This window comes from Nitrospira lenta, assembly GCF_900403705.1.
In the GTDB taxonomy this organism is placed as follows: domain Bacteria; phylum Nitrospirota; class Nitrospiria; order Nitrospirales; family Nitrospiraceae; genus Nitrospira_D; species Nitrospira_D lenta.
The window spans coordinates 199,863-212,715 of sequence record NZ_OUNR01000012.1 but is presented as its reverse complement, the minus strand read 5'-3'; the positions used below and the strand labels follow the sequence as shown (position 1 = coordinate 212,715).

11 protein-coding genes are annotated in these 12,853 nt (G+C 55.2%); 8 read left to right on the top strand and 3 right to left on the bottom strand.

Going from position 1 to position 12,853, the window contains the following annotated elements:
* The first annotated feature begins 249 nt into the window (after window positions 1–249).
* The 8 genes from xdhA to NITLEN_RS07290 all read left to right on the top strand — a co-directional run bounded on the left by xdhA (window position 250) and on the right by NITLEN_RS07290 (window position 9,755).
* Complete coding sequence (xdhA, locus tag NITLEN_RS07325) at window positions 250–1,809, top strand: xanthine dehydrogenase small subunit (protein ID WP_181416700.1); 1,560 nt, start codon at window positions 250–252, stop codon at window positions 1,807–1,809.
* Window positions 1,802–4,129, top strand: coding sequence for a xanthine dehydrogenase molybdopterin binding subunit (xdhB, locus tag NITLEN_RS07320; RefSeq protein WP_121988947.1), 2,328 nt, complete (start codon window positions 1,802–1,804; stop codon window positions 4,127–4,129). The genes xdhA and xdhB overlap by 8 nt, the downstream gene beginning before the upstream one ends.
* A gap of 270 nt (window positions 4,130–4,399) precedes the next feature.
* Window positions 4,400–5,560 carry a xanthine dehydrogenase accessory protein XdhC gene (xdhC, locus tag NITLEN_RS07315; protein WP_146216128.1) on the top strand — a complete coding sequence of 387 codons (1,161 nt, stop codon included), beginning with the start codon at window positions 4,400–4,402 and terminating at the stop codon, window positions 5,558–5,560.
* An 87-nt stretch (window positions 5,561–5,647) separates the two neighbouring features.
* Complete coding sequence (locus NITLEN_RS07310; RefSeq protein ID WP_121988945.1) at window positions 5,648–6,940, top strand: glycosyltransferase family 4 protein; 1,293 nt, start codon at window positions 5,648–5,650, stop codon at window positions 6,938–6,940.
* Window positions 6,941–7,002: 62 nt separating this feature from the next.
* Complete coding sequence (locus NITLEN_RS07305; RefSeq protein WP_121988944.1) at window positions 7,003–8,505, top strand: cytochrome P450; 1,503 nt, start codon at window positions 7,003–7,005, stop codon at window positions 8,503–8,505.
* Window positions 8,506–8,698: 193 nt separating this feature from the next.
* On the top strand, window positions 8,699–9,043 hold the full coding sequence (locus tag NITLEN_RS07300; protein ID WP_121988943.1) for a transcriptional regulator: 345 nt from the start codon (window positions 8,699–8,701) through the stop codon (window positions 9,041–9,043).
* A 22-nt stretch (window positions 9,044–9,065) separates the two neighbouring features.
* On the top strand, window positions 9,066–9,290 hold the full coding sequence (locus NITLEN_RS07295; RefSeq protein WP_121988942.1) for an outer membrane protein assembly factor BamD: 225 nt from the start codon (window positions 9,066–9,068) through the stop codon (window positions 9,288–9,290).
* Between the two features lie 135 nt (window positions 9,291–9,425).
* On the top strand, window positions 9,426–9,755 hold the full coding sequence (locus NITLEN_RS07290; protein WP_181416698.1) for a PilZ domain-containing protein: 330 nt from the start codon (window positions 9,426–9,428) through the stop codon (window positions 9,753–9,755).
* Here the strand turns inward: NITLEN_RS07290 and NITLEN_RS07285 are convergent.
* The 3 genes from NITLEN_RS07285 to NITLEN_RS07275 form a co-directional block, all read right to left on the bottom strand.
* Entirely contained in the window at window positions 9,725–10,543 is an 819-nt protein-coding gene (locus tag NITLEN_RS07285) for a DUF1295 domain-containing protein (protein WP_121988940.1), read from the bottom strand. The genes NITLEN_RS07290 and NITLEN_RS07285 overlap by 31 nt on opposite strands.
* 7 nt (window positions 10,544–10,550) lie before the next feature.
* Window positions 10,551–11,444 (bottom strand): SDR family oxidoreductase, encoded by an 894-nt coding sequence (locus NITLEN_RS07280; RefSeq protein WP_121988939.1) that lies wholly within the window; start codon window positions 11,442–11,444, stop codon window positions 10,551–10,553.
* 107 nt (window positions 11,445–11,551) lie between these two features.
* Window positions 11,552–12,781, bottom strand: coding sequence for a patatin-like phospholipase family protein (locus NITLEN_RS07275; RefSeq protein WP_121988938.1), 1,230 nt, complete (start codon window positions 12,779–12,781; stop codon window positions 11,552–11,554).
* Window positions 12,782–12,853 lie beyond the last annotated feature (72 nt).

Genomic DNA, 12,853 nt, shown 5'->3' with positions numbered 1-12,853 from the left:
GTAGCACAACGCCTCCATCGGTGCTGGCACGGGTCTGATCGAATCGGGCCCCGTTCTCCATCTTGGGATGGAATTCGAACGTCAGTTCTGGTATGCACTCTGTCTCCATCGAGGGTCCTCTAGAGTGTACGTAGAAGCGTTTCGACACCGCTCCTATTAGCACAGTAGGAGCCTCGGTGGATTTTTTTATTATCAGAGTCGTGGATTATTCAGGTTAAACCAGAGTTCGCCTTCAAGTCTATGAACGACATGCTGGACAAGACTTCATTCGATAGTAGTGATGATGGGGCCATCCATTTTGTTCTGGGCGGGGAAGTCCAAACGTTGGCCCATGTTGATCCATCCATGACCATCCTTCGGTATCTGCGCGAAATAGGGAACCGGACCGGGACGAAAGAGGCCTGTGGCGAAGGCGGTTGCGGCGCATGCACGGTGGTGCTGGCAGGCTTGGACGATAGCGGACAGCTTTGCTATCGCACCATCAATTCCTGCCTTCACCCATTACCTCAATTGGATGGCCAGGCGCTTCTCACGGTAGAAGACCTGAAAGCGACCGATGGTCAACTCCATCCTGTACAACAAGCACTGGTTGAGGCACATGCGTCGCAATGCGGATTTTGTACACCGGGCATTGTCATGACCCTCTTCGCGCTTTACCAATCGGGGGAACACCTCGTAAGAGAAGATATCGTCAATGCGTTGGCCGGGAATCTTTGTCGCTGTACCGGCTATCGGTCAATCATTGATGCGGCCTTGTGTCTGTTTGATGCCGATCAACCGACCGGCGGGCCGGGCAAACAGCGGGCGAACCAACGTCTCGGGTCATCCGGACGGGTGGATACGGATGAACGACATCTTCGTGAATTATTACGTTCCCTCAAAAGACCTCACCGACTGCAGATACGAGGAAGTTCGACCACGGGTACAACAAACCATTGTCTGGTACCTGTGGATCTGGCCGAACTTTCCGGCATGCTTCAACAGTATGAAAACGCTGTTTTACTTGCAGGTGGCACCGAGATTGGCCCATTGGTTGCTCAGAACCGGCACAATAATGAAACAGTGATCTTCATCGGAAAGGTCAAAGAACTCCGTGGCGCCGTGATTTCCGATTCAGGCATCACCATCGGTGCGGCGACCACGCTGACGGAGGCCTGTCCCGTCATCGCCCGGTATTATCCCGCGTTTGGAGAACTATTGCTGCGCATCGGTTCTCCTGCCATTCGAAATCTAGCGACCATCGGTGGGAACCTTGCCGGCCGGTCGCCCCTCAGTGATACCGCTCCGGCGTTCATTGCCCTGGACAGCATGATGGTGTTACGTGCCGGCAGCAGGCAACGCACCTTGTCAGTGGAAGCCTATTTCACAGGTGGGATACAGGATGTTCTTGCCTCCGGTGAGTTGATCGAATCCATTTTCCTCCCGCTTCCTCAGAAATCGGGTACATTCTCTGCCTACAAAATTACCAAACGGCACGGTTGTGATATTGCCGCAATCAATGCCGCCTTCTATATGGAACTGAAGGACAATCGGGTACACCAGGTACGTGTGTGCTATGGCGGCATGTCCCCCTATGTGAAACGGGCCACCCATTGTGAACGCGCGTTGGCTGGCCGACCCTGGACCGCCGACACAGTAGTAACGGCATCGCACGCGTTAGAGAAGGATTTTGAGCCGACGAGCGATGTGCGTGCATCCGCAGCCTATCGAACGTTGGTCGCCAAAAATCTCCTGCGACGATGGTTTCTTGAGTCAACCCTTCGGCCAGAATCCTTGCAAGTCACGGCTTACCAAAGGACATATGAGTAACCCTGAGCTGTCAGGTGGTGTCGGGACTTCCAGGATGCACGATAGTGCCCATTTGCATGTGACCGGTAAGGCGAATTACGTCGACGACCTGCCGGTGCCCGCGATGACGCTCTATGCTGCGATTGGAGTGAGCCGATACGCTCATGCGCGCGTCACCACTCTTGACCTGGACCGGGTCAGGCAGTCTCCTGGGGTTATGTCCGTCATGGCAGCACAGGATATTCCGGGAGAGAATCTCCTCAGCTTCATCCAGGCGGATGAGCCCGTCTTTGCTTCGACGCACGTTGCGTGTGTCGGGCAGCCGATATTCGCCGTCGCCGCTCAATCGTTCAAGCAAGCACAAATGGCGGTCAATTTAGCGGCGGTGGAGTATGAACCCCTGGCGCCGGTCCTTACGGTCGAACAAGCGCTGGCTATAGACTCCTTTGTCCTGCCATCCATGCGTCTTTCCCGTGGAGACGCCACCCAGGCGATCGAAGCAGCCACCCACCGCCTGGAAGGACAACTCAAGGTAGGGGGCCAAGAACACTTCTACCTCGAATGCCAGGTAGCGCTGGCGATTCCAAATGATGACGGAGGGTTGTGTGTTCACAGCGCCACCCAGTACCCCTCGTATGTCCAGCAGGCCGTGGCCAGGGTGTTGGGGTTGACACGAATCAGTGATGTGACGGTGATGTGTCGTCGCATGGGCGGGGCCTTTGGGGGCAAGGAGACTCAGTCGACTCTCACCGCCTGCGTCGCGGCCTTACTCGCCGCGGAAACCGGGCAGGCCGTGAAATGCAGACTCACCCGGCAGGAAGATATGGTGATAACCGGCAAACGGCATGATTTCATAGCCCAGTATCAGGTGGGCTTTGACGATGAGGGCAAAATCGAGGGGTACAGTCTGGAGCTGTCCTCACGGTGCGGAATGTCTGCTGATCTCTCAGGACCTGTCAACGATCGTGCCATCCTCCACAGCGACAATTGTTACTTTTTACCTCATGTGTCCATTGTCTCTCACCGCTGCAAAACCAATACGGTATCGAATACGGCCTTTCGGGGATTTGGCGCCCCTCAAGGGATCTGGGTGATGGAACAGGTTATTGACGAGATTGCCCGTTACCTCGGTCAAGATTCGAACGAGATACGCAAACGCAACTTTTACGAACCGGGCCAACGCGATATCACGCCTTATGGCATGCGTGTCGAGGGCCGCCTATTGCCTGAGATCGTCTCCCGTCTGGAAACCGATGCCGGGTATGGAAAACGTCGCGCTGAAATCGACGACTTCAACCGTCACAATCCTATCCTCAAACGCGGGTTGGCGTTGACTCCGGTGAAATTTGGCATTTCGTTTACTCAAACCCATTTGAACCAGGCCGGTGCGCTCATCCACCTGTACGCTGACGGCAGTGTCTATCTCAATCATGGCGGGGCAGAGATGGGCCAGGGACTGTACACCAAAGTCGCTCAGACTGTCGCCGAAGAATTGCAGGTCGATCTGGAGCGCATCACGATTTCTGCTGCGGATACCAGCAAGGTCCCGAATGCATCAGCCACGGCGGCATCGGTTGGGTCAGACCTTAATGGAAAGGCAGCTCAAGCGGCTGCCCGTGTAATCAAATTGCGCCTGGTCGAATTCGCTGCGAAGTATTTCGACGTCCGGCCGGACGAGGTCGTCTTTATGAACAACCGGGTATCGATTGGATCACAACAGATCTCTTTCCAGGAGCTAATAGCACTCGCCTATAAAGAGCGGATCTCGTTGTCGGCGACGGGGTTTTATCGCACGCCGGAAATCGGATTCGACCGGAACAACTTCACCGGCCGACCCTTTTTGTACTTTTCCTATGGCGCAGCGGTCTCCGAAGTCGTAATCGATACCCTGACAGGAGAGAGTACATTGCTGAGGGTCGATCTCTTGCACGATTGTGGGAAATCGCTGAACCCCGCCATCGACCGCGGGCAGATTGAAGGGGCATTTCTTCAAGGGGCAGGGTGGCTCACGATGGAGGAACTCATTTGGAATGATGCGGGGATCCTGCAAACCAATGCCCCGTCCTCCTACAAAATTCCGGCGTGCAGTGATTGTCCTCAACATTTCAATGTGACGTTGCTCAATACCGCGCCTAACCAGGAAGACAGCGTGTTTTCCTCCAAGGCGGTGGGAGAGCCGCCGTTCATGCTGGCCATCTCAGTCTTTCAGGCTATCAAGGACGCCATTGTCGCTGCAGCCGGCCACGTTCGTCGAAGCCCCCGTCTGGATGCACCGGCCACTCCCGAACGTATTCTCAATGCCATACAGGATTTGCATTCGCATAATCAGCAGAGCTGTTGAAAAACTCGACATATGTGAGAGGCGTTTCATGGTCCAACATGTAACGGTTTTCAATCAGGGAGAGGGGATATTCAAAAAGGCCCAGGCTGATAGCCCTCCCAGCCCCGGCGTGAAGCAACTTTTCTCGTGGCAAGGCGAACCCGCTTGGACAGGCGGATCATTCAGAGAGCCACATGAACGCACCCGACGGGAAGAGCATCACGTGTGTGCGCCGGAAGGCGGGCAAGGGGCGAGGACGCCGCTGGCGGGTCCTTCGGCAAGACTCAGGTCATGCTTGCTTGTTCAACAGCCTGCTATGGGAGTTTCCGTACGCCTGTGATTGACTGGATCCCTATTCTTCAAACACTACTCGGCCGACAGGTGGCCTGTGTTCTAGTGTTGCTCGTACAGGCTAAAGGGTCAACGCCTCGTGACGTGGGCGCGAGGATGATCGTCACCCAGTCCAAGTCTTTTGGTTCAATCGGAGGCGGCACCCTTGAATATCGCGTGATTGAAGAAGCCCGCCGGCTATTGAAAAGCGGCAGCGACCAGAAGCCTGTGCGCCATCTTCGGACCTGGCATTTGGGTGCGGATGCTGGTCAATGTTGCGGAGGGGAATGTACGTTACTACTGGAGACAGTCCCTCCACTCAACCATGCATGGCTTGATCAATTGCAACACTATCAGGACAGCGCCCCTTGTGTCATGGTGACCTCTCTCAACGCGAGTGCATTGTCAGCCTATGACGGCAAACTGATCATTACAGAATATTTAGCCGGAGATGTTATTAAAGAAAGTCTGGCAGACGATCAGGAAATAATTGCCCCACTTGTCCGCACGCTTCTGGCCTCGCCAGGTAAAGCCGCCTATTCCCTACAGCTCGTTTACCGCAAGCCTGGCGACACACCCCCTGCCTACTTATTGGAGCGGTATGGCCCCGACATGTTCCGCCTGGTGTTGTTTGGTGCCGGTCATGTAGGAAAAGCCATCATCAGAGTCATGAGTGGATTGCCCTGTCACATCACCTGGATAGATGGACGCCCCGATATGTTTCCCGCCACAGTCCCGCATAATGTGACAACAATTGTGTCGGACACACATGACCGGATCATTGCTGACGCCCAACCAGGAACCTTCTTTCTGGTCATGACCCACAGCCACCCGCTCGATCTGGACCTCTGCGAGCATATCTTGAGGCGTGGAGATTTTGCGTATCTGGGACTGATCGGCTCAAAAACCAAACGGGAGCGTTTTACTAAACGGCTTATCCAAAAGGGACTGGGGCAGGGGGTGGTCAGGCGTCTCACCTGTCCAATCGGTATTCGGGACATTCCTGATAAAGATCCCGGTGTCATCGCTGTTGCCGTGGCGGCACAGATTCTCCAACAACGGAATACCATAGCACCTGTGACGGACACGGCCGTCACGTTGGCGACCTTAGTAAAGGTTTGACGGAACCGATATGTCAAACATCATTATCATTGCCCTTGATCCTTTCAAAAAGTTTACAACCGGGTTCCGATTCGTCGCGATGGCTGTATGACCAAAAAACTCAAAATTTGTCTCTGCACAACCTTTTATCCTCCTTACAATGCCGATGCAGACGGTTGGTATGTCCAACGCCTCGCCAACGGGCTGGCCAGGCGCGGCCATGAGGTCACGGTCTTACACAATCCGGATGCGTATGAAGCGTTGGCAGGGGAACACATCACTGCACAGTATGAAGATCATCCCGCTATCACCATCAAAAAAATCACTTCGCCTTTGCGACTCCTGAGTTTATTGGCCATTCATCAAACCGGAAGGCCGTATGGGCAAAAAGCCGCGCTCCAAGAATGCTTCAAGGAACCTTTTGATGTCATTCATTACTACAATGTTTCCCTGTTGGGCGGGCCGCAAATTTTCAGCTACGGTAAAAGCCGAATTAAAATCGGGGGGCTGAATGATCATTGGTTGGTCTGTCCCATGCATTTACTTTGGAAGTATACTGGGGCAGTATGTGAGAAACCTCAATGCTTTACCTGCAGCCTGCATTATGGGAGACCGCCTCAACTGTGGCGTCACACCAGTCTCATGGAAGACATGACCAGGCATATTGATATGTTCCTTGGACCAAGCCTTTTTACTATCCACAAACACCTGGAGCGGGGATTTAAGAAGCGCATGGTTCACCTGCCGCCCTTGTATACCATCCCGGAAAAGACCCCGGCGGTCGAGAATCCTCTACCCCTGGATCGCCCATTTTTTTTCTGCGTGGGACGACTGGAATCCTACAAAGGGTTTCAGGATGTCATCCCCATGTTCCGCAACTTTCCGGATCATGGCCTCGTCATTTGCGGCCAGGGCAGTTACAGCACACATCTGCAATCTCTGGCCGAAGGCATGTTGAATGTGCATTTTACCGGCCCACTATCTCAGGACCGGATACAACAGTTATATGAAAACGCCGTGGCAACCATTGTTCCTTCACGCTGCTATCAGACCTTCTGTCATGTCACGGCGGAGTCCTTTTCCGCCGGAACCCCCGTCATTGCGTATAGGCAAAGCGCCGTTGAAGAAATCATTTCCGAACATGGCGGCGGGATCTTGTACACGAAGTCGGAGGAACTTCACGACGCCATCACCACGATGATTACTGATGACCGGACAAAACACCATTTGAAGACAGAAGCCTCTCGGGCTTACAGACAGGAGTATTCAGAAGAAGTCTATGTGCAACGTTACTTATCGGTCGTGGGAGAACTCTTGTCACAGAAACATCGGTACGGAGAAATACGTGACTATGATGCAGCCACCAGGACCTTTGCTGACCGAAAGATATTCGGCATATAGCTTACACCGCCAATCTTTCCTCTCACACCACTCCCAATGGATTTTCTGAATTCCACCTCGTCATGAAAATGCTCATTGAGACCGCCATTGTTTTCATTCCCATCGCCCCATTTGTAAACTTATATCGCTACTCTGGCTTTCTTCGTCGACTCAGCCTGTTTCCTCGTCTGTTCGGGATTCTCAGCTTCGGCATCATCGCCTACCTGACGTTGTCTGTCCTGCTCACCTGGTATCTTCCCCGATATTCCGCCTTTGTGATGATCATGGCTGCCCCACTGGTGTTGTACCTCTTTTACTGGCGAGCCAGGCCAACGTTCGGTTCTAGCAGAGGCCTCCCTCCCGGTTCTCTCCAATTAGCGCCTTCAGGACCATGGATTGATTATTTGTATTATCAGAAAGCGGCAGACAAATATGGTCCTATCTTCAAAATGAATAACTTTGTCCAACCAATGATCTGCCTGACCGGCATTCAATTGGGCAATAAGTTTTTGAAAGATCATGAAGAATCCACGACTACGCCGCCCATGCCCTTCAACAGTTATATTCCAGGCGGGTTCATGCGTTACATGGCGCCCGCCGTACATATGGAATACCGGAGTAAAATGAAAGGCCTTTTTGCGGATTCTGCCTTTCTTGAGAAAAGAGCCGCATCGGTCGAAAGGATTATCAGAACAAGGTGCATCACGATGGCGGAGAATTCCAAAGCCCTCCATCCCGTTCCCCATTTGCAACAGATGGCCTTCTCCATTTTTGTCGAACTGTTTCTGGGGCTGACCGCTCAGGATCCGGAATTCGAACATCTGCAAAATTTGTACAAACAGATTGATTATCGCCACGCTCTCTTCTCCTCAAGAAGAACAACGGAAAATGCTCTGTGTGAAATTGAGCAATTATTTCTCACCTACGGACTTGCCAGGGACACCTTTTTCAGGAGTTTTCTGGGGGATGCCGGCCACAATTGTTCGACCCATGCACAGGACAAAACGTTACTGCGGAATTTTATCTATCTGCTGCAAACGTCATGGATAGATGTCTCGGATCTTTTCGTCTGGATTTTCAAACTGCTCAGTGACAACCCGCAATGGATGAACACCCTTCGGAAGGATCTTCAGTCACAAGATGAAGGCACAATCCAATCTGCCCATAAGTTGGCAAATGGTATTGTGCTTGAGACGTTGCGACTGGAGCAAAGCGAATATCTCATGCGCAAGGCACTTCATGACATTCAGTTCGAAGGTTTTGTGATTCCCAAAGGCTGGTTGGTACGGATCGGCATTCGTGAGAGCCACCGCGACAAGGAAATCTTTGACGATCCCAATGCATTCAACCCTGATCGCTTTTGCACATCGCCTTACGGATCCAAGCAGTATTCTCCTTTTGGTATTCAACAGAAATCATGCGTGGGCAAAGGATTGACCTTATGGATCGCCCAGAGATTTGTTCTGGAGTTAGCCCGCGGTTTCACGTGGGAGGTAGTTCAGGATGGCCCCAGGGAATTAGGCTATTTTCATTGGCGACCCAGTTCTAAGCTTCGTGTACACATGACCCGATATTCACAGGTGTGACCACTGGTGAGATTTCTTGACCAGGACACAACAATAGTTGGAGTTATAGTCGGAAGTTGTGGAACGGAGTGTAAAGGTGGCGTACCTTTCCGGGTGATCACAAACCCATGATGCCGGCTGACAGGCCGGGCATCGACTATGGCTTCATCGACACTTCTTGAGCTTCAACGCCTGCCCGTCTATCATAACCCCCATGCTTCCTCCTGAACGCACCCCGCGCCAACGCATGATCGACTTGCTGATCGGCACGCGCCTAGCCACGCACCAGTTGGCTCAGATGCTCGGCATTCCCGAACGGCACGTCGAGGATCACCTCGAACACGTCGTGAAATCCATCGCCCATGACAAAACCCGCTGCTTCATCCTGGAACCATCCCGCTGTCAGGATTGTGAGTTCGTGTTTCGCGACCGACGGCGGCTCACCAGGCCCAGTCGCTGTCCCCAATGCCACAGTGAGGATATCGCCGCGCCGCGTTATGGCATCGATCTCGTAGGACCACCCGTCGGCCAGAAAGACAACCGCACCGCAACTGAATAGGGTGCGACAAGAAAGGACAAGGATGACAGCGACACGCTTCCTGCTCGGTGCCCTCTACTGCGGTCTGCTGCTGGGATGCTCTGGCGACAAGGCGAAAGAGCTGCTGGAAACCGCCGAGTTTGAAGAACGGCAGATGAACCTGCCGCACGCCAAGCAGCTGTACGACGACGTGGTCCGCCTCTACCCCTCCAGCAAGCAGGCGGAAATCGCTCGTGCTCGGCTGGCGCAAATGAATACCAGCCCATAATCGGCTCGGCCCACAATTCGCTCCCCCCTTCAGAGGCTCCCGCTCCCCCCCTTTTGAGGCACGCCGAATCGTCGTGCGGCGCGTACACTCAGACCAATGACTCAGCACCGCACTCACCCCGGTAAGGAGGCCCTCATGGTCAAGACGTACAGTGTCCGCAGCGCGACCCGCATTCCGACCCAATGCACCTTTTTATATTTCTGGAACGGCACGCTCGAACAGGGGAAGGTCTGGGATCTCTCAGAATCCGGGTGGCGGACTAGCATGAAACATCCCATCCCTGCTGGATCGGAAACGACGGTCTACCTGGCTCTGCCGGATCACGACGTCTACCGATACATGATTGTGAACGTGGCGACGGTCTGCTGGTCGGACGGGAATACGGCCGGTTGGAAAGTGTCGCACATCGACGAAGCCGCCAAGAACCGGCTCGATCAGTTTCTGAACGGCGCCGAAGAAGACTGACTCGTCTTCGGCCACCAGGGAATGAACGCGTTCGTGCTGTCCTGATAGCGGCGATAGTCGTCGCCGCGTGTTCGCAGGGCCTGTTCCTCCGCCCAGGGAATACCGGTGATCCTGACCAGCGCTACGCCCATCACCACCGGACCGATCCACGTCAGCCACCAACCGGGGATCCCGATGGCCATCACCACATAGGCCCACCAGTGAACCCATTCGAAAAAGTAGTTCGGGTGGCGTGAGTAGAACCAGAGTCCGTCACGACAGACCCGGTCGTGATTCCAGGGTTTCGCGCGAAATCCGGCCAACTGCCGGTCCGCGAGGGATTCCCCGGTGATACCGATCATCCAGAGGATCACACCGGCCAACTCCCACAAGCCGAACGGCGGTCGTGGATTCTGCATGACGGCCAGAAAGGGAAGGGAGAAGAGCACGACGGCGGCGGCTTGCAGCTGAAAGTACCCGAACATCCTGAGCGGCTCGTCCAAGCGCCATACCAACCGCAATCGCTGATACCGCTGATCTTCGGCTTTGCCGATCACCCGATGGAGAAGGAGGTATCCGCCCAGGCGCAGACCATAGGCCGACACCATGACGACCAAGAGAAGTTTCCGTTCGATCTCACCGGTCGCAAAATAAGCATAGTCCGCCACGACAGCGACCAGGCCAAAACACCAGCCCACATCCGCGAGCGAGGTGTTGCGCCGGACCCGCTCGATCAGCCACAGCACCACCATCCAGCCGGCCATCGCAATCCAGGCCCACAGGAGCAGCGTGAGTGGATCATACGCCATTGAGACCTCACGAACACACGCGTGACGACGTCAGCGGATAGTCCCACACCTCAGTACCAGGAGTCGTGGAAGTCATCAGCCATGAGCGCAAGCCGGGGATCGGAAACGAGAGGAGTCGCTGGATTTTATCGCAACACATCGACAAATCCGGCGGCCGTTGCGGCCCGCGATACGCGGTCACTGATCCTGGCTGAAGGCGCGACGCCAGCTCGGGATACTTCATCGCCAGCGCCTCACCGATCTCCATTCGGGACAGCCGTTCGGCTCCTCCAAGATGATACAGACCGGATCTCTTCAGGCCAATCAGTTCCCACACCGCACGCGCGACGACCGCCGCCGGCACCGGACAGCGAAACTCATCCGTAAACAACGTGAGATCGTGCCCCTGTCCAGCGCTTCGACGCATGTCTTCCACGAAACTCCGATCGCCGGTCGCCGAGGTCCCGGCCGTCAGTGCCAGACGGATCACCGTGTGCCGGGGATTGCTCAAGACAATCTTCTCAGCGACTGCTTTGGTCTCACCATACCGGTTGATGGGATTGATCCGGTCCGTTTCAACATACCAGCCTTGCCGGCCATCGAACACTTGATCGCTCGAAAAGAATAGCAACGGCACCTCGCTTGCGAGCGAGGCGAGTAAGGCCGTCGCGCCGACGTTGATTTTCGTCGCCAGCTCAGGGTCTTGCTCACAGACGGCCGGACGGCTGATCGCAGCACAGTGAATCACCGCTGTAGGCTGATGCTCCTGCCACAAACGGCGGACCGCCGTCTCGTCCGTGAGATCCACATCTTGCCTAGTCAGGCCGCGCGCATCCCAATCGAGCGCCCAACGCGATGCGGTCCGCATGAGATAGCTCCCGACCAATCCTCCCGCGCCGGTAATCCATACGACCGGCTTCATTGAGCACCTCCCAATCGACGTGCTGCGTCATGCGTAGACGGAATCATCTCCATGAGCCGATACTCCGTGCTTTCGATCACGACGATGTAACGCAACGACATAGCCTCTCACCGATTCGTCACAATCCCGCTCCCGAGATTGCGCAAGAATACCGGACCAGCCCCTTCATCTTGAAGAGTACGGAGACTTTGCGCAACGAGCTGACGGGCAGCACGGATCAAGGCCTCCTGATCGGCCTGCTCCAATCCGAGGTTCGTCTTGATCCTGGTGACCTTGGCGCCCAGCGGATCGGTGTCCGGCAACTGCCGTAGCGCGAGATGCCAGAATGTGCAGACACTCTGGCTCCCGTTCACTGTGAACGTGCTGAACATGGCGCGATCCTGTTGCGCTGCGGCGATCCCGACGCCTTCCAATACTTCACGGCGCTGACTTTTCAACAAGACAGTGGAAGCGGACAAGGGTTGATCCTGCTCGCCGGCGATGCGTGGCGTGGCATCCACGGAAATGATCAAGCAGCCCTCGGGAAATTTCGCGGTGATCGGCGCGCCCTGATCGGCGTTCCGCAGAAGGTTCACCAGCGTCTTCACGCCCAGATTGTCGACGGGGCCGCCGTCATAGGCTAAGACGGTGGGGCGTATGGTCGAGCTGGAAGAGGATGCGTTGCCATACAAAGGGACCGGATTGAACACCCCGGGATACGCGGCCGACATGTACACCGCTCGAGCCACGCCAAAGGACGACAGCGGAGAGGCCAGCCCGGCAAAGCTCTCATCGGAAATCACAAAGGGCTCGCCCGTCAGGGCATCGGTGGCATTCAAGAGGAGTTTAGGCCGGTCAGGATTCAAGTCGGCAAAGGTCGCGTTGTGGAAGAGCTGTTCGTCCAGCACTTGCACGACGGTGTCCGACTTGGTCGCATCGGTGAACCAGTAGGTGAGCAAGTTACCGGGCGACAAGAAGCGACCGCGCATATCGCGCTGAAAGTCGTGGCCCATCCGTTCCAGAAAGCCGTTGGAAAAATCGATGTCACGATAGCCGTCGAGCGCGTAGTAGGCCGCGGGGAGTGCGCCGCCCGAAACAGCGGAGAGCATGTCTACCTGTTGCAACAATCCGAGCCGGTGCAATTCCCGAAGTATCGCCCCGCCGAACACGGCGGCTCGACTGCCCCCGCCGGAAATGGCCAGGCCGATGAATCGCCCGTCACGCAGGGTTTCGTGATCGAGTGCTTGATTGGCGTGGGTGGGAGAAGAAACAACCGGTGCGGAGGGACTTGGCGTGGCCGAAACACAGCCTCCGAGTCCAAGGAGGAGAAGCATGAGAATGGCCGACGAGGCATTCATCGCCTCGTCGACCTCAAGACCATATGATTGTGCGTAGAGCGAACCATCCTTCTAGCAATACGGACTCGCCGG